Genomic DNA, 16610 nt, shown 5'->3' on the forward strand with positions numbered 1-16610 from the left:
GACCGGGGGCCTCTATCGGGCTTTAATGCAAGGCATTATCATTTGCGCATTATTTTTATCTTGCGACTTCCCGCCCGCATGGCCGATCCCTCCTCCCACAACGATGTGCCCCCGCAGACGCTGCTCGCGGCCGAGCCGACAGGGCGCGCGGATTTTCTGCGGGTGTTCCTCTCCCAACGCTCGCGCATGGAGGCGCTGGTCAGTCGTCGTGTTGGCTGTCGGGCGACCGCCGCGGATCTGGTGCAGGATCTGTTTCTGCGTTTCTGGCACCGTCCGCAAGTGCAGGTAGAGGAGCTCAGCACCTACCTGCTGCGCTCGGCGCGCAATATGGCCATCGACCATTTGCGCAGCGAAAGCTCGCGGACCCGCACTGAAACCGGGCTGCTAGACGAGCAGTTGAGCGAGCCCAGCGCCCCGGATGCGGCACTGGATGCCAGCCATGATCTGCATCAGGTCGAGCTGGCCCTGCGAGCCTTGCCGGAGCGCACGCGGCATATCTTTCTGCTCAATCGGGTGCATGGGCGTACCTATGGCGAAATCGCCAAGGCCATGCAGCTGTCCCAGAGTGCGGTGGAAAAACATATGATGCGCGCCCTCGATGCCTGCAAGGCGAGCCTGGAGTCGCCCGATCAATGAGCCGTTCTTACCCTTTGCGCGTGGTTGCCGACGCGCCGCCGTCCCTCGAACAGGTCGCCCTGACCTGGCACGAGCGGCTGCGCGGGCAACCGACGGCGGCCGAGCGTAAGGCTTTTGATCAGTGGTTGTATGCCGAGCCTGCGCATGTTGAAGCCTATGCCCAGGTGCAGGCGCTGTGGGCCAGGACCGAGCAGGCGGCGCAACAACTGGCCCGCGAAGAAGCACCGGCGCTGCAAGAGTATCTGCGCGCCATGGACGCACCGCGGCCCCGCGCGCCCCGCTGGTGGCTGGGATCCGTGGCGATGGCCGCCAGCGTGTTGCTGATGCTCGGTCTGCTGGGCTGGCAACCGCAGCGCTGGGTCGATTCGCTGCGCGCTGACTATGTGTCGGCAGCGGGCCAGCTGCGGCAGATCACCCTGGCCGATCAATCGGTGCTGCTGCTGGATGCCGACAGCGCTGTACAGGTGCATTTCACTGCCCGGCAGCGGCGTATCGAGCTGCTGCGCGGTGCCGTGTATTTTCAGGTCAGCCATACCGGTCAGCCCTTTATCGTCAGTGCCGCCGACGGCGAGGTGCAGGTGCTGGGTACCCAGTTCGAAGTGCGTTTGCGCGGTGACGGCGCTCAGGTCACGGTGCAGTCCGGCCGTGTGGCGGTGACTGCCAAGCCGGGCGAAACCCCACAGGTGCTCGGTGCCAACCAGCAGATGAGTTATCAACAGGGGCTGGCTGGCAGCGTCCAGGGTGTCGACAGTGACGCCAGCCTGGCCTGGCGGCAGGGTTGGCTGACTTTTTACCAGGTGCCCCTGACCCAGGTACTGGATGAAGTGCAGCGCTACAGTGCCGAACGCATTGTGTTGCTCAACCCGGCCCTGGGGCAGCAGCGCATCAGCGGCAGTTTCCCCAGTCAGGACGCGGACAAGGTGCTGGCGTCGCTGGCCACTGTGGTCGGCTTTCAGCGCCAGCAGATGCTTGGCCTGACGGTGTTGCATTAGCTCTGGAAAAATAATTTCGGCCGCTGGTGAGGTATCTGCCGTTGGCATCCGTGTAGTGCTTGTAATTGCGAACTGCTCGCAGTAAGCCCGGCCTCGGGTGACTTTCACGGATTAGGTGCTCATGACGTACAGGTTCTCGGTTGGCAAACAGGATTTCGCTCTCTCGCTGCTGCTGACTGCCAGCATGGCCCCGCTGGTGCAGGCGGCGGAGGTGCCGGTGGCCGTTACTCAGGGGCAATTCAGCTTTGCCCTCGGCACCCAACCCTTGCCCCAGGCGTTGAGCGCCTTCAGCCGGGTGACCGGGCTGAGCCTGGTGTACAGCGACGACGCCCCCTATAACCTGCAGGCACCGGCCGTACGCGGACAGATGAGTGCCGAGCAGGCCCTGAGCCAACTGCTGCAGGGCTCCGGCTACACCTTCCGGCGCACCGACGAGCGCACCCTGACCCTGCAGCGCCTGCCCGCTGACGACGCGATAAACCTCGACACGCTGAATATCGACGCCAGCTCGCAACCAAGCCAGAGCTACCAACCGCCACCCACCAGCAAGATCATGCGTTCCGAAGCGCCGCTGCTGGAAATTCCCCAGGCCATCGCCGTAGTGCCCCGCCAAGTGCTGCAGGACCAGCAGCCGCGCAACCTCGACGATGCCCTGATCAACGTCAGCGGCATCACCCAGGCCAACACCCTCGGCAGCACCATGGACGCAGTGATGAAGCGCGGCTTTGGCGACAACCGCGACGGCTCGATTCTGCGTGACGGCATGCGCACCGTGCAGGGCCGCAACTTCACCGCCAACGTCGAGCGGGTGGAAGTGCTCAAGGGCCCGGCGTCGATGCTCTACGGCATTCTCGATCCGGGCGGGGTGATCAACCTGATCAGCAAGAAGCCGCAACTGCAGCAGTACAACGCTATCACCGCCCGCGCTTCCACCTACGGCGATGGCAAGAACGGCAGTGGCGGCCAACTCGACAGCACCGGTGCCATCGGCGAGACCAACCTGGCCTACCGCCTGGTGGCCGACTATGACGACGCCGATTACTGGCGCAACTTCGGCAACAGCCGGGAGAAAACCATCGCCCCGGCGCTGGCCTGGTTCGGCGATGAGACCACGGTGAATCTGTCCTGGGAGCACCGCGAATACGTAACCCCGTTCGATCGCGGCACCATCCTCGCCAAGGGCAGCGACAAACCCTTGAATGTGCCCCGTGAGCGCCGTCTGGACGAGCCCTACAACAAGACCGAAGGGCGTTCCGATCTGGCGATTTTCGATGTCGAGCATCGCCTTAACGAGCAGTGGAAAACCCACTTCGCCTACAGTTACAACCGCGACCGCTATGACGACTATCAGGCCCGCGTGACCGGTTTCGCCGCTGGCAGTTCGACGCTGCTGACGCGTCGTCTGGACGGTACCCGCGGCGCGGTGAGCACCGAGCATTTCGGCACGCTGGATCTGTCCGGTGATGTTGAGCTGGGCGGGTATCGCCATGAACTGCTGACCGGCGTCGATCACGAATACCGCAAGATCTTCCGTGCCGATCTGCTGCGCCAGAACACCAGCGTGCGCCTCGACTCCCAGGACCCGGTGTATGGCCTGGTGCCGGAGCCGACCACGGTGTCCGCCGCCGACAGCGACCAGACCGACAAGCTGTACAGCCAGTCGGCGTTTTTGCAGGACTCCATGCACCTCAACGAGCAGTGGATTGTGGTCGCTGGCGCACGCTACCAGCTATACGACCAACTGGCCGGCAAGGGCCGCCCCTTTGTGAAGAACACCGATATCAACGGCCAGAAATGGCTGCCGCGCGCCGGCCTGGTGTACCAGTGGAACGATGAATTTTCCCTGTATGGCGGTTACAGCGAGTCGTTCAAACCGAACTCGACCATCGCCGCCCTGGCGGGTACCGCCAGCATCAATGGCCTGGACCCGGAACAGGGCAAGTCCTGGGAAATCGGTGCCAAGCTGGATATGCCGGGGCTTGTCACCGGCACCCTGGCGCTGTTCACCATCGACAAAGAAAACGTGATGGTCACCGAAACCTACCGACTGCCCTCAGGTGCCTCCGACACCCTGGCGCGGGCAGCCGGCGCGGTGGCCTCGCGGGGTGTCGAACTGGATATCAGCGGCCAGCTGACCGACCAGATCAGCCTGATCGGCAGCTACGCCTATCTGGATGCCTGGGTCAGCAAAGATCCGGCGCTGAAAGGCAATGACCTGGCCAACGTCGCGCGCAATAGCGGCTCGTTGTTTGCCGTCTACGACTTCGGTCAGGTGCTGGGCGGCGACCGCCTGCGGGTTGGTACCGGTGCGCGCTATGTCGGCGAGCGCGCCGGCGATGCGGAGAACACCTTCACCCTGCCGGACTACACCGTGGCCGATGCCTTCGCCAGCTACGACACCCAGTTCGGTGGCAAGAACGTGAAGCTGCAATTCAACGTGAAGAACCTGTTCGACAAGACCTACTACTCCTCATCCACCAACGCCTACCTGATCTCGATTGGCGATGCGCGCCAGTTCGAGGTGTCGAGCACCTTGGAGTTCTAAATCGGTGTTAGCCGCGATGCTTTTCTGCGGTTGTAAAAAAGCCCGCGGGGCGGGCTAAAAGTTCACGCAGGAAAAGGGTTTCGATCAGCTCGCCGCTTGCTCAAACATCACATACACCTTGCGGGTGGTTTCCAGTACTTCCCAGGTGCCTTTAAAGCCGGCCGGGATTACGAAGCGGTCGCCGGTGCGCAGGGTTTTCGCGTTGCCATCGGCATCGCGCAGTACCGACACGCCTTGCAGAATTTCGCAGTATTCGTGCTCGGTGTAGTTCACCGTCCATTGCCCCACCGCACCTTCCCAGACACCGCTGGCGAATTGGCCGCAAGGGCTGGCGTAGTGGTTGCGCACGTTTTGCTCGGGGTCGCCCTTGAGCACTTTTTCGGCAGCGGGGCGGTAGTGTTCGGCAGCCGTGGTGGCTGCGGCGAAGTCGACGATGGCGTTGATATTCATGCGCTGGCCCAGGTGTTGGTTTTATTGCTCACAGCCCGCGTGCAGCGGCGGGTGCTTGCCGGTCAGGTTAAGAGGTTCGCAGTCTATGTTTAATAAAACGAACATGACAAGGGTGTTTTCCCCTCGTATGTAAAAAATAATGGAAAGGTGCCGTGCTCTGGTTTAGTGTGGCCGGCACGATGGGCCGAGCAGGCCTTGCAGAATTTTTGACAGATGGGCGTTGCCCGCCCGGTCTGTTACGTCTTGATTAAAGCTCGACTAATAAGAGGACGCACACATGACTACCTTGACCCGCGCCGATTGGGAAAAACGTGCCCAGGATCTGAAGATCGAAGGCCGTGCTTTTATCCATGGTGAATACACCGCTGCGGTGTCCGGTGACACCTTCGACTGCATCAGCCCGGTCGATGGCCGTGTGTTGGGCAAAGTCGCCAGCTGCGATCTGGCCGACGCCGAACTGGCAGTCAAAGATGCCCGCGCCACCTTCAACTCCGGCGTGTGGTCGCGCAAGGCACCGGTCGAGCGCAAAGCAATCATGATCCGCTTTGCTTCGCTGCTCGATGAGCACGCCGAAGAGCTGGCTCTGCTGGAAACCCTGGACATGGGCAAGCCGATCAGCGACTCGCTGAACATCGACGTACCGGGCGCTGCCCGCGCGCTGTCGTGGAGCGGTGAAGCCATCGACAAGATCTACGACGAAGTGGCCGCTACCCCGCACAACGAGCTGGGCCTGGTTACCCGCGAGCCTATCGGTGTGGTGGGTGCCATCGTGCCGTGGAACTTCCCGTTGATGATGGCCTGCTGGAAACTCGGCCCGGCGCTGTCCACCGGTAACTCGGTGGTGCTCAAGCCTTCGGAAAAATCGCCGCTGACCGCCATTCGCATCGCTCAGCTGGCCATCGAAGCCGGCATTCCGGCTGGTGTGCTCAACGTGCTGCCAGGCTACGGCCACACCGTCGGCAAGGCCCTGGCCCTGCATATGGACGTGGACACCATCGTGTTCACCGGTTCGACCAAAATCGCCAAGCAACTGATGGTGTACGCCGGTGAATCGAACATGAAGCGCGTGTGGCTGGAAGCCGGTGGCAAGAGCCCGAACATCGTCTTCGCCGATGCTCCGGATCTGCAAGCGGCCGCTGAATCGGCTGCTGGTGCCATTGCTTTCAACCAGGGCGAAGTGTGCACCGCCGGTTCGCGTCTGCTGGTGGAACGTTCAATCAAAGACAAGTTTGTGCCAATGGTCATCGAAGCCCTCAAAGGCTGGAAACCTGGCAATCCGCTGGACCCGGAAACCAACGTCGGTGCCCTGGTCGATACCCAGCAGATGAACAACGTGCTGAGCTACATCGAAGCGGGCCACGCCGACGGTGCCAAGCTGGTAGCGGGCGGCAAGCGCACCCTGGAGTCCAGCGGTGGCACCTACGTCGAACCGACCATTTTCGACGGCGTGACCAACTCCATGCGCATTGCCCAGGAAGAAATCTTTGGCCCGGTGTTGTCGGTGATTTCGTTCGATAGCGCCGAAGAAGCCGTACAGATCGCCAACGACAGCATCTACGGCCTGGCCGCTGCGGTCTGGACCAGCAACATCTCCAAAGCCCACCTCACCGCCAAGGCCCTGCGTGCCGGTAGCGTGTGGGTGAACCAGTACGACGGCGGGGATATGACGGCACCGTTCGGTGGCTTCAAGCAGTCCGGTAATGGTCGTGACAAATCGCTTCACGCGTTCGACAAATACACCGAGCTCAAATCCACCTGGATCAAGCTGTAACGATATCGGGGCGATCTCCTGGTCGTCGGCCATGCGGCGTTGCGTCCTCGCTTTTAATGCTCGCGTACTGCAGTACGCTGCGCTTAAACGCTCCGGTAGCCCAGGAGATCTCGAGTTGCGTTGTCTTCAGTCGAGGTAAGGCTGGATAACAAAGTTTTAAGGTCCGCCCCTGGCTTAAAAAAGGGGCCGGCTCTACGAGCCATACCTGCGGCCGGGTTTCTGAGAGGAAACCCGGCCGTTTTTATTGTGCGGCCCAGCACAAGGAGATGACCTGTGGTCATGCGTTGGGGTACCTATTTCGCCGTGGTCGCGGCGGTGGTCAGCATCGGTTTGGCGCTGGGGGTGACCATGCCCTTGGTCTCGCTGCGTCTGGAAGGTTGGGGTTACGGCAATTTCGCGATTGGCGTGATGGCAGCCATGCCGGCCCTGGGCGTGTTGTTGGGCTCGGTGTTGGCCGGGCGTTTGGCGGCGCGGTTTGGTACCACGGGGTTGATGCAGATCTGCCTGTTGGTCAGTGCCGTGGGCGTCAGCACCATGGCGCTGATTCCCAGCTACCCGGTGTGGTTGGTGTTGCGTCTGCTGCTGGGCGTGGCGCTGACGGTAGTGTTTATCCTCGGCGAAAGCTGGATAAACCAACTGGCGGTGGACCGCTGGCGCGGTCGCCTGGTGGCGCTGTATGGCACCGGTTATGCCTTGAGCCAGCTATGTGGCCCGCTGGTGCTGAGCCTGCTCGGTACCACCACCGACTTGGGGTTCTGGACCGGTACCGGCCTGTTGATTGGCGGCTCGCTGATGCTCTGGGGACGCACCGGTGCGCCGCGGGTCGATGCCCACAGCGCATCGGGTCGCGGCTTGTGGGCGTTCTGCGCAAGCATGCCGGCGATTGCCTGGGCGGTCAGTCTGTTCGCCGCCTTTGAAGCAATGATGCTGACGTTGCTGCCGGTGTATGGCTTGCATCAGGGCTTTAGCCAGGAAACCGCCTTGCTGATGGCCAGCGTGGTGGTGGTCGGCGATGCCTTGCTGCAACTGCCTATCGGTTGGCTGGCGGATCGCATGTCGCGCCAGCGCCTGTTTTTCGGCTGCGGCGTAGTGCTGATGGTCTCCAGCCTGTGCGTGCCGTTGCTGCTGCATACGCCGCTGATCTGGCCGGTGTGGGTGCTGTTCGGTGCCAGCGCGGGCGGGCTGTTTACCCTGTCGTTGATTCTGATCGGCGAACGTTTCCGCGATGACCAACTGGTGCGCGCCAACGCGCATATTTCCCAGCTATGGGGGATTGGTTGCCTGATCGGGCCGCTGGTGACCGGGGCGGTTAGCCAGTGGGTGAGCGGGCACGCGTTGCCGCTGTTGATGGCCGTGGGCGCGGCGGGGTTTGTAGTGTTGCTGATGCGTGGCGGTGGTCTGGGCGAGCCGGCCCCGATCAAAGCGTAGGTTGGGTCGGTCCGCGTTCGGTGAGCAACCCGAGGTCCAACGCGGGGGAACGCCGACTGGCCAGTCCCTTCGGTCGGCGCGTTGGGCTTCGCCTTTGGCTCAACCCAATCTACGTGTGTTCGGCCAATAGCCGCGCCACCGTTTCACCCACCATCCGCACTGCCGCTTCGGTCTTCGCATCCGGCTTGCTGGCGTAGCTCATCCGCAGGCAATTACGGTACTTGCCGGCGGCGGAAAAGATGCTGCCGGGGGCGATCTGGATCTTGTGCGCTTTCAGCTCGCGGTTCAGGCGAATGCTGTCAAAACCTTCGGGCATTTCCACCCAGATCATAAAACTGCCCTGCGGCCGGCTGACCCGTGTGCCGGCGGGAAAATAGCGGCTCACCCAATCGATCATCTGGTCGCGGCTGCGCATATATTGCGCGCGCATGCGGCGGATATGCGGCTCGTAGTGGCCCGCTTCCAGGTACTCGGTCAGCGCCAGTTGCGGTAGTTGGGCGGTGGTGCCGGTGCCCATGTATTTCATGTGTAGCACCCGCTCCTGATAGCGCCCGGGCGCGATCCAGCCGATACGCAACCCCGGCACCACGGTCTTGGAAAATGAACTGCAGAGCAGCACGCGACCGTCATCGTCGTAGGACTTGATCGTGCGCGGCCGCGGGTAGTGGTAGGCCAGTTCGCCATATACATCGTCTTCGATGATTGCCACGTCGTAACGCTGCGCCAGGGCGAGCAGCGCGCGCTTATTGGCGTCGGGCATGATGTAGCCCATCGGGTTATTGCAGTTGGGGGTCAGCTGGATGGCCTTGATCGGCCATTGCTCCAGGGCCAGTTCGAGAGCTTCCAGGCTGATGCCGGTGAGCGGGTCGGTGGGCAGTTCCAGGGCTTTCATGCCGAAGCCTTTGAGGGCCTGCATCACGCCATGGAAACTCGGCGAGTCGACCGCGATGATATCGCCGGGCTCGCAGATGGCGCGAATTGCTGCCGACAGGGCTTCATGGCAGCCGGTGGTGATCACGATATCGTCGGCCGGGATCTGGCAGCCGGAATCCAGCATCAGTCGCGAGATCTGCGTACGCAGCGGCAAGTGGCCGCGAATGCAGCCATAGGTGAGGCCGCTGAGGTCCTGCCGGCGACTCAGGCGTGACAGGGCGCGCAATAGCGGTTTAAGGGTCGGGCTGGTGTGGTCGGGGCGGCCCCGACCGAGCTGGATCAGGCCGTCACTGCCGGGGGCAACGCTGATCAGTTCCAGCACCTGGTCCCATTGCGAGACTTCCACCGGTCGCTGGGCAGTGCGCGAGACCATCGGCAATGCCGGCTTTTGCCGCTCCTGAGGCACAAAATAGCCAGACTTCGGCCGCGGCAGGGCCAGACCCTGATCCTCCAGATGACGGTAGGCCTGTTGCACCGTGCTCAGGCTGACCCCGTGCTCGGCGCTCAGGGCGCGTACCGATGGCAAGCGATCACCGGGGCGATACAGCCCTTGTTCGATACGGGCGCCCAGCAGTTCGGCGAGGTTCACATAAAGGGTCATGGCGGCATGCCTGTCGAGCGGCGGAAAGCACAGATCGTGAGTTCTGCGGGCTGTTTTGGCAAGACCCGTACAGATGGCGCAGAAAATCACCATTCAGCGGCTGATAAGGCAAATCTGTATGGAGCAAATAAAGGATTTTTGAATCTGTCCTGCTTTTTCCCCGGCCGGCATCATCATTTCCCACATACACACAAAGCAGGTGAGGGAAATGAATGGGCTTAGCGATGTTCGGTTGACCTTGGGTCACAACGAATTGGTGGGGAAACTGGCAGTGGCCAAAGCGGTGTCCAATCGCGTAGCTGTGCCGAAAGCGCCGATGTCGCGCTGGGCTGCCTTCTGGTGCCGCCTGACCACCCGCCGCGCGCTGCTCAACCTCACCGACGCCCAACTCGCCGACATCGGCATTACCCGTGCCGAAGCCAACCACGAGGCGCTGCGGCCGTTCTGGACGTTGTGATATGCCGGTATAAATCTGTAGCAACGGCTTCAGCCGCGATGCTCTTGATCGTTAAAAGCATCGCGGCTGAAGCCGCTCCTACGAGAGCGGTGTGAGGCCTTACATCACTTCCTTCAACCGATGCCACAACATTCCCAGCGCCAACAACGGCGAGCGCAGGTATTTGCCGCCGGGAAAGGTTACATGGGGCACTTTGGCGAACAGATCGAAGCCACGGCTTTCTTGCCCGGCAATCGCTTCCGCCAACAGCCTGCCGGCCAGGTGAGTGGCGTTCACGCCATGGCCGGAATAGGCCTGGGCGTAGAACACATTGCTGTGTTCTTTCAGTCGGCCGATCTGCGGCAGACGGTTGGCGCCGATGCCGATCATACCGCCCCATTGGAAGTCGATCTTGAGCTTGTCCAGGTGCGGGAACACCTCGAGCATCTTGGGGCGCATATAGGCGGCGATATCTTTCGGGTCGCGCCCGGAATAGTGACAGGCACCGCCGAACAGCAGGCGGCGGTCGGCCGACAGGCGATAGTAATCCAGGGCCACGCGCTGGTCGCAGAGCGCCATGTTCTGCGGGATCAGGGTGCGCGCCTGGGCCTGGCTCAACGGCTCGGTGGCGATGATATAGCTGCCGGCGGGCAGCACCTTGCCCCCGAGGTTGCTGTTCAGGCCGTTGAGGTAGGCGTTGCAGGCCAGCACCAGATGCTTGGCGCGGACCTTGCCGTTGGCGGTATGCACCTGCACTTCGTTGCCGTAGTCGATACGGCTTACGGCCGAGTGTTCAAACAGCTGCACGCCAAGGGATTGCGCGGCTGCCGCTTCGCCCAGGGCCAGGTTGAGCGGGTGCAGATGGCCGGAGCCCATATCGATCAGGCCGCCCACGTAGCGGCTGGAACCGACAACCTGGTGCATATCGTCGGCCTGCAGCAAGCGCAGATCATGGCGATAACCGAGGCCACGCAGTTCGGCGAGGTCGTCGGCAAAGCCTTCCAGATCGCTGGGCTTGTTGGCCAGGTCGCAGTAGCCCCAGGTCAGGTCGCACTGAATATTGAAGTGCTCGATGCGCCGGCGAACGATTTCCACCGCCTCCAGGCCCAGCAGTTTCAACTCGCGTACGCCGTCGGCACCGACCACCCCGGCGAAGCGTTCAACGTCGTGGCCCACGCCCCGAATCAGTTGCCCGCCATTGCGCCCGCTGGCACCCCAGGCGATCTGGTTGGCTTCCAGCAACACCACCGACAGGCCACGTTCGGCCAGTTCGATGGCGGTGTTCAGTCCGGAAAACCCACCGCCGACAATGCACACATCAGCGCTCACATCGCCCGTCAGGGCGGGGTAGCTGAGCTGGCGGTTGGCCGTGGCGGCGTAATAAGAAGGGGCGTGCTTTTGCGGTTTCACGGAAGGCTGAACGCTGGCGTTCATGTTTGAAATCCTGATTCTTATGTTTGGTAAATTTTACGCAGGATAAGCGCGGGGGCAGAGCGAGCCAATAGAGCAGTAGGAAAAAACCTTCGGTCGGTCGCGATTAGCCAGGACTTGGGGGTGATGAGGTCGGCTTTGTTACCATGCGCCGTCATCCGAGGACCCCGCCCCATGAGCTGCAACAGCCGCAAGATCGATCATCTGCGTCAGCGCATCCCCAGCTTCGCCTGCGTGCCGGGTTGCCATGACTGCTGTGGGCCGGTTACCGCCTCGTCGGAGGAAATGTCGCGTCTGCCGGTGAAGAGCGATGCCGAGCATGACGCGGCGCTCGCTGAGTTCAACTGTGTGCACTTGGGCCCGCAAGGCTGCACGGTGTATGACCAGCGCCCGCTGATCTGTCGCCTGTTCGGCACCACGCCGCGCCTGCCCTGTCCGAATGGCCGGCGGCCCGAGGAGTGGATCGACGAGCGTGTGGAGAAGGGCGTGCATCAGTTGATCGCCAGCACCCGTCAGGTGCTGGTCTAGGGCTTCAGTCCGGGACCGGCAGAGTCAGGCTCTCTTTCACCTCTTCCATCACGATGTAGCTTTTCGATTCCCGCACATGGGGCAGCTTGAGCAGGATGTCGCCGAGCAGCTTGCGGTACGAGGCCATCTCGGAAATTCGCGCCTTTACCAGGTAGTCGAAGTGGCCGGACACCAGATGGCACTCCAGGACATGCGGCAGCTTGAGCACGGCCCGTCGGAACTCCTCGAAAGTATCGCCAGATTTGTAGTCCAAACTAATCTCAACGAATACCAGCAGGCTCGCCTTGAGGTGCTGCGGATTCAGCCGGGCGTTGTAGCCCATGATGATGCCTTCGCGCTCCAGGCGGCGGACGCGCTCGGTGCAGGGCGTGGTGGACAGGCCCACGCGCTCGCCCAGCTCGGTAAAGGACAGACGACCGTCGTCCTGCAGAATCCGTAAAATATTACGGTCGATTTTGTCCAGTTCACGACGGCTCTGATGCTGGGTTCTCATGGGGAATCCGCCTCTGTATTAACGGCTTTTGCCAAGAATTCTCGCCAAATATAGCCATCAATACAGTGAAATGCACTGGCAGCGGCTTCATATACTGCGCGGAATTTCGATCAAGATATCAAACGTCAGCGTAAATTCGCGGCGAGGGAGCAAACCATGCGAGTTCTGGTGTTGGGCAGCGGTGTGATTGGTACCACCAGCGCCTACTATCTGGCCCGTGCCGGCTTCGAGGTGGTGGTGGTCGACCGTCAGGCCGCGCCCGCCATGGAAACCAGCTTCGCCAACGCCGGCCAGGTCTCCCCTGGCTACGCTTCGCCCTGGGCTGCCCCGGGCGTGCCGCTGAAAGCCATCAAGTGGTTGCTGCAACGCCACGCCCCGCTGGCCATCAAGGCCACCGCCGATATCGATCAATACCTGTGGATGCTGCAGATGCTGCGCAACTGCACCGCCAGCCGCTATGCGGTGAACAAGGAGCGCATGGTGCGCTTGTCCGAGTACAGCCGCGACTGCCTCGACGAACTGCGCGCGGAAACCGGCATCGCCTACGAAGGCCGTAGTCTGGGCACCACCCAACTGTTCCGCACCCAGGCGCAACTGGACAACGCCGCCAAAGACATCGCTGTGCTGGAGCAGTCCGGTGTGCCTTACGAGCTGCTTGATCGCGACGGTATTGCTCGCGTAGAGCCGGCGCTGGCTGGTGTGACCAATATCCTCTCCGGCGCGCTGCGCTTGCCAAATGACCAAACTGGCGACTGCCAGATGTTCACCACTCGCTTGGCAGAAATGTGCGTTGAGCTGGGCGTCGAATTCCGTTTTGGGCAAAGCATCGAAGGCCTCGACCACGCCGGTGACCGCATCAACGGTGTGTGGATCAATGGCCAGTTGGAAACCGCCGACCGCTACGTGCTGGCTCTGGGCAGCTACTCGCCGCAATTGCTCAAACCGCTGGGCATCAAGGCACCGGTGTACCCGCTCAAGGGCTACTCGCTGACCGTGCCGATCACCAATGGCGACATGGCCCCGACCTCGACCATCCTCGATGAAACCTACAAGGTAGCCATCACCCGCTTCGATAACCGCATTCGCGTCGGCGGCATGGCGGAAATCGCCGGTTTCGACCTGAGCCTGAATCCGCGTCGCCGCGAAACCCTGGAGATGATCGTCAACGATCTGTATCCACAGGGCGGCAACTTGGCCCAAGCCGAGTTCTGGACCGGTCTGCGCCCAACGACTCCGGATGGCACGCCAATCGTCGGTGCTACTTCCTACAAGAATCTGTTCCTCAATACCGGCCACGGCACCCTCGGTTGGACCATGGCTTGTGGCTCTGGCCGCCTGCTGGCTGACCTGATGGCGAAAAAGCAGCCACAGATCAGCGCCGAAGGTCTGGATATTTCCCGTTACGGCCAAGCCAAAGAGAGCCTCAAGCATGCCCATCCAGCGCCAGCGCACTGAAACCCGTTACAGCGAAATCGTTATCCACAACGGCACGGTCTACCTGGCCGGCCAGTTGGCGGACAGTTACGAAGGTGACGCGGCCCAGCAGACGCGGGAAACACTGAACAACATCGACCGTCTGCTCGCCGAGGCCGGTACCGACAAGAGCCGCATTCTGTCGGTAACCATCTACCTCAAAGACATGGCCAGCGGTTATGCCGGGCTGAATGCCGTGTGGGACGCCTGGGTGACCCCGGGCACCGCGCCGGCTCGCGCCTGCGTCGAAGCCAAGCTGTACACCGACGAAGCGTTGGTGGAAATGACCGTTATCGCGGCCCTGCCGTAAATCAAAAGACCAAGAAGACCGTCGCCATGCGTCCCGCCCGTGCCCTGATCGATCTCGCTGCTTTGCGCCATAACTACCGTCTGGCCCGTGAACTGACTGGTGCCCGGGCGCTGGCAGTGATCAAGGCCGATGCCTACGGCCATGGCGCGGTGCCTTGCGCCCAGGCGTTGCAGAACGAGGCGGACGGTTTTGCGGTGGCCGCTATCGAAGAAGCGTTGAGCCTGCGCGCCGCAGGTATCACCGGGCCGATTCTGTTGCTCGAAGGTTTTTTCGAAGCCGATGAGCTGGCGCTGATCGTCGAGCATGATTTCTGGTGCGTGGTGCACGCGCCCTGGCAAGTGGAAGCCATTGAGCGCGCGCAACTGCGCAAGCCGCTACAGGTATGGCTGAAACTCGACTCGGGCATGCACCGCGTGGGCTTTTTCCCCGAGCAGTATCAGGACGCGTACCGCAGCCTGCAGGCCAGCGGCAAGGTCGAGAAGATTGTGTTGATGACGCACTTTTCCCGCGCCGATGAGCTGGAAAACCCGCGTAGCGAAGAACAGATGACGGCCTTCGCCCAGGCCCGCGAGGGTTTGCAGGCCGAGGTCAGCCTGTACAACTCCCCGGCCATTCTCGGCTGGTCGCCGCGTTTCCCCGCCTTGCAGAAAACCGACTGGGTGCGCTCCGGCCTGATGCTCTACGGCGCCAGCCCATTCGAAACCCCACACGAACATGCCGCCCGTTTGCAGCCGGTGATGACGCTTGAATCGAAAATCATCAGCCTGCGTGAACTGCCGGCTGGCGAGCCGATTGGCTATGGTGCGCGTTATGTCACCGAGCAACCGACCCGTGTGGGCGTTGTGGCCATGGGGTACGCCGATGGTTATCCGCGCCATGCGCCGAGCGGTACACCGGTGACCATCGATGGCCAACCGAGCCGTCTGATTGGCCGGGTGTCGATGGATATGCTGACCGTCGACCTGACCCATCTGCCTCAGGCTGGCGTAAGAAGTCGGGTTGAATTGTGGGGGAAACAGGTACTTGCCAGCGATGTAGCGGCAGCCGCCGGCACCATTCCGTACCAGATTTTTTGTAATTTACGGCGGGCTCCACTCGTCTATTCCGGGGCTTAGCGCCGAGCCTGAACAGGATTGCCGTCCAAGTGTTGTAAATACTGAACGCTGTTGCGATGATGCGGCCTCAAATCCGCATCTTCCCAAGGGGGCTCTATCATTGGACGTCGGCGTTCGACTGCAATCTATTCGCAAGCTTAAAGGCCTGTCTCAGCGTGAACTCGCCAAACGTGCGGGGGTCACCAACAGCACTATTTCGATGATCGAGAAGAACAGCGTAAGCCCCTCGATCAGCTCGCTGAAAAAGGTGCTGGCAGGCATTCCTATGTCGTTGGTCGAGTTTTTCTCCCTCGAAGTGGAACAAGACAACCACACCCAAGTGGTTTACAAAGCGAGCGAACTGGTCGATCTGTCCAGTGGCGCGGTCACCATGAAATTGGTCGGCAAGGCGCATCCAAGCCGGGCCATTGCCTTTCTCGACGAAACCTATCCGCCGGGTTCCGATACTGGCGACGAGATGCTCACCCATGAGGGTGAAGAGTCCGGGCTGCTGGTGGACGGGCGCCTGGAGCTGACGGTGGGTAGCGAGATTTATATTCTCGAAAGTGGCGATAGCTACTACTTTGAAAGCAGTAAGCCCCATCGTTTCCGCAATCCCTTTGCTGAACCTGCGCGGCTGATCAGCGCGACCACTCCCGCCAATTTCTGAGTGCTGGATGGGGCTGAGCAGCCGAGCTTTGTATAAAAACTAGAAAATCGTCGCCCATTGGGCGGCAATGTTTGATTACCAAGACCTGCGACAGGATGCCGTGTTCCGACACGGTGGCCTAATCGGTATACTGTCGCCCGCTCGCGCAACCGTGGCCGCGAGCGTGACTAGCCACGATAGAGGGTGTAAGCGTGAACCTAATTAAGAAAATGCTGGCGGCGCACGTCGCTGTGTTGGCCCTCTGGGCGGTCAGCGCTCAGGCTGCGACGACCAATGACGACATCGCTGCGCGACTGAAGCCAGTAGGTGAAGTCTGCATCCAGGGCGAAGAGTGCAAAGGCATCGAAACCGTTGCTGCCGCTGCTGGCGGCGGCGCGAAAACGCCGGACGACATCATTGCCGCGCACTGTGGCGCTTGCCACACCGCTGGCGTGCTGGGTGCTCCGAAAATCGGTGACAGCGCTGCCTGGAAAGACCGCGCCGACCACCAGGGCGGCCTCGACGGTCTGCTGGCCAAGGCCATCACTGGTATCAACAGCATGCCGCCAAAGGGCACCTGTGCTGATTGCAGTGATGCTGAGCTGAAGGCAACCATCCAGAAAATGTCCGGCCTGAAGTAAGGGTTGGCATTTCAAAAAACCGCCCTCGGGCGGTTTTTTTATATGCACCGATCGGCTGCGCGTCGGCATTGCGGCGTTGAAAACGCATTTCCAATGCTCATGGGCTACAGCCCACTGCGCTTGTAAACGCGTTTTCGCCTTGCACTGCTCTAGCTCGCTAGATCTCGACCGAGTAAAGGCCAGCGCATATCCCCATGAG

The 16610-nt window shown here is 61.5% G+C and carries 16 protein-coding genes; 12 read left to right on the forward strand and 4 right to left on the reverse strand.

Translation table 11 applies throughout. The features are described 5' to 3' along the window. Positions 1-78: 78 nt before the first annotated feature. The 3 genes from ACVW0Y_RS13250 (at position 79) to ACVW0Y_RS13260 (ending at position 4173) form a co-directional block, all read left to right on the forward strand. Positions 79-636 carry an RNA polymerase sigma factor gene (locus ACVW0Y_RS13250; protein WP_457438794.1) on the forward strand — a complete coding sequence of 186 codons (558 nt, stop codon included), beginning with the start codon at positions 79-81 and terminating at the stop codon, positions 634-636. Then, complete coding sequence (locus ACVW0Y_RS13255; protein WP_457438795.1) at positions 633-1628, forward strand: FecR family protein; 996 nt, start codon at positions 633-635, stop codon at positions 1626-1628. Before ACVW0Y_RS13250 ends, ACVW0Y_RS13255 begins: the two co-directional genes overlap by 4 nt. Before the next feature lie 184 nt (positions 1629-1812). Next, positions 1813-4173, forward strand: coding sequence for a TonB-dependent siderophore receptor (locus ACVW0Y_RS13260; protein ID WP_457438833.1), 2361 nt, complete (start codon positions 1813-1815; stop codon positions 4171-4173). 84 nt (positions 4174-4257) lie between these two features. Here ACVW0Y_RS13260 and ACVW0Y_RS13265 read toward each other — a convergent pair whose 3' ends face one another. After that, positions 4258-4623 carry a cupin domain-containing protein gene (locus ACVW0Y_RS13265; RefSeq protein ID WP_457438796.1) on the reverse strand — a complete coding sequence of 122 codons (366 nt, stop codon included), beginning with the start codon at positions 4621-4623 and terminating at the stop codon, positions 4258-4260. A 277-nt stretch (positions 4624-4900) separates the two neighbouring features. Here ACVW0Y_RS13265 and ACVW0Y_RS13270 point away from each other — a divergent pair, with 277 nt between their 5' ends. Beyond that, the gene (locus ACVW0Y_RS13270) at positions 4901-6394 is read left to right on the forward strand and encodes an aldehyde dehydrogenase (protein WP_457438797.1); all 1494 of its coding nucleotides are present in this window, start codon (positions 4901-4903) and stop codon (positions 6392-6394) included. Between the two features lie 279 nt (positions 6395-6673). Then, the gene (locus tag ACVW0Y_RS13275; RefSeq protein ID WP_457438834.1) at positions 6674-7822 is read left to right on the forward strand and encodes an MFS transporter; all 1149 of its coding nucleotides are present in this window, start codon (positions 6674-6676) and stop codon (positions 7820-7822) included. 109 nt (positions 7823-7931) lie between these two features. Here the strand turns inward: ACVW0Y_RS13275 and ACVW0Y_RS13280 are convergent, their stop codons facing one another. Continuing rightward, positions 7932-9356: an aminotransferase-like domain-containing protein gene (locus ACVW0Y_RS13280; RefSeq protein WP_457438798.1), complete on the reverse strand. Its 1425-nt coding sequence runs from the start codon at positions 9354-9356 to the stop codon at positions 7932-7934. A 208-nt stretch (positions 9357-9564) separates the two neighbouring features. Between ACVW0Y_RS13280 and ACVW0Y_RS13285 the strand changes: the two genes are divergently transcribed. Beyond that, the gene (locus ACVW0Y_RS13285; RefSeq protein WP_457438799.1) at positions 9565-9813 is read left to right on the forward strand and encodes a DUF1127 domain-containing protein; all 249 of its coding nucleotides are present in this window, start codon (positions 9565-9567) and stop codon (positions 9811-9813) included. 99 nt (positions 9814-9912) lie between these two features. Here the strand turns inward: ACVW0Y_RS13285 and ACVW0Y_RS13290 are convergent, their stop codons facing one another. Next, complete coding sequence (locus ACVW0Y_RS13290) at positions 9913-11226, reverse strand: NAD(P)/FAD-dependent oxidoreductase (protein WP_457438800.1); 1314 nt, start codon at positions 11224-11226, stop codon at positions 9913-9915. A 171-nt stretch (positions 11227-11397) separates the two neighbouring features. Here ACVW0Y_RS13290 and ACVW0Y_RS13295 point away from each other — a divergent pair, with 171 nt between their 5' ends. Continuing rightward, complete coding sequence (locus ACVW0Y_RS13295; protein WP_457438801.1) at positions 11398-11751, forward strand: YkgJ family cysteine cluster protein; 354 nt, start codon at positions 11398-11400, stop codon at positions 11749-11751. A gap of 4 nt (positions 11752-11755) precedes the next feature. On the opposite strand, the gene dadR is transcribed toward ACVW0Y_RS13295, so the two are convergent. After that, positions 11756-12244, reverse strand: a complete 489-nt coding sequence (gene dadR, locus ACVW0Y_RS13300; RefSeq protein WP_457438802.1) for a transcriptional regulator DadR — start codon at positions 12242-12244, stop codon at positions 11756-11758. Positions 12245-12400: 156 nt separating this feature from the next. Here dadR and dadA point away from each other — a divergent pair, with 156 nt between their 5' ends. The 5 genes from dadA (at position 12401) to ACVW0Y_RS13325 (ending at position 16411) form a co-directional block, all read left to right on the forward strand. After that, positions 12401-13699 carry a D-amino acid dehydrogenase gene (gene dadA, locus ACVW0Y_RS13305; protein ID WP_457438803.1) on the forward strand — a complete coding sequence of 433 codons (1299 nt, stop codon included), beginning with the start codon at positions 12401-12403 and terminating at the stop codon, positions 13697-13699. Next, positions 13674-14027: a RidA family protein gene (locus ACVW0Y_RS13310; protein WP_457438804.1), complete on the forward strand. Its 354-nt coding sequence runs from the start codon at positions 13674-13676 to the stop codon at positions 14025-14027. The genes dadA and ACVW0Y_RS13310 overlap by 26 nt, the downstream gene beginning before the upstream one ends. A 26-nt stretch (positions 14028-14053) precedes the next feature. Then, complete coding sequence (gene alr / locus ACVW0Y_RS13315; protein ID WP_457438805.1) at positions 14054-15142, forward strand: alanine racemase; 1089 nt, start codon at positions 14054-14056, stop codon at positions 15140-15142. A gap of 100 nt (positions 15143-15242) precedes the next feature. Further along, entirely contained in the window at positions 15243-15791 is a 549-nt protein-coding gene (locus ACVW0Y_RS13320) for a cupin domain-containing protein (protein ID WP_108098013.1), read from the forward strand. A gap of 191 nt (positions 15792-15982) precedes the next feature. Continuing rightward, positions 15983-16411 (forward strand): c-type cytochrome, encoded by a 429-nt coding sequence (locus ACVW0Y_RS13325; RefSeq protein WP_457438806.1) that lies wholly within the window; start codon positions 15983-15985, stop codon positions 16409-16411. The last annotated feature ends 199 nt before the right edge of the window (positions 16412-16610 follow it).

The organism is Pseudomonas sp. TE3786, from assembly GCF_054057335.1.

Bases quoted from the DNA above. Each gene is read 5' to 3' on its own strand.
- ACVW0Y_RS13290 (WP_457438800.1), bottom strand. From the start codon at position 11,226: ATGAACGCCAGCGTTCAGCCTTCCGTGAAACCGCAAAAGCACGCCCCT.
- alr (WP_457438805.1), top strand. From the start codon at position 14,054: ATGCGTCCCGCCCGTGCCCTGATCGATCTCGCTGCTTTGCGCCATAAC.
- ACVW0Y_RS13270 (WP_457438797.1), top strand. From the start codon at position 4,901: ATGACTACCTTGACCCGCGCCGATTGGGAAAAACGTGCCCAGGATCTG.
- ACVW0Y_RS13255 (WP_457438795.1), top strand. From the start codon at position 633: ATGAGCCGTTCTTACCCTTTGCGCGTGGTTGCCGACGCGCCGCCGTCC.
- ACVW0Y_RS13265 (WP_457438796.1), bottom strand. From the start codon at position 4,623: ATGAATATCAACGCCATCGTCGACTTCGCCGCAGCCACCACGGCTGCC.
- ACVW0Y_RS13280 (WP_457438798.1), bottom strand. From the start codon at position 9,356: ATGACCCTTTATGTGAACCTCGCCGAACTGCTGGGCGCCCGTATCGAA.
- ACVW0Y_RS13250 (WP_457438794.1), top strand. From the start codon at position 79: ATGGCCGATCCCTCCTCCCACAACGATGTGCCCCCGCAGACGCTGCTC.
- dadA (WP_457438803.1), top strand. From the start codon at position 12,401: ATGCGAGTTCTGGTGTTGGGCAGCGGTGTGATTGGTACCACCAGCGCC.
- dadR (WP_457438802.1), bottom strand. From the start codon at position 12,244: ATGAGAACCCAGCATCAGAGCCGTCGTGAACTGGACAAAATCGACCGT.
- ACVW0Y_RS13295 (WP_457438801.1), top strand. From the start codon at position 11,398: ATGAGCTGCAACAGCCGCAAGATCGATCATCTGCGTCAGCGCATCCCC.
- ACVW0Y_RS13310 (WP_457438804.1), top strand. From the start codon at position 13,674: ATGCCCATCCAGCGCCAGCGCACTGAAACCCGTTACAGCGAAATCGTT.
- ACVW0Y_RS13275 (WP_457438834.1), top strand. From the start codon at position 6,674: ATGCGTTGGGGTACCTATTTCGCCGTGGTCGCGGCGGTGGTCAGCATC.
- ACVW0Y_RS13285 (WP_457438799.1), top strand. From the start codon at position 9,565: ATGAATGGGCTTAGCGATGTTCGGTTGACCTTGGGTCACAACGAATTG.
- ACVW0Y_RS13260 (WP_457438833.1), top strand. From the start codon at position 1,813: ATGGCCCCGCTGGTGCAGGCGGCGGAGGTGCCGGTGGCCGTTACTCAG.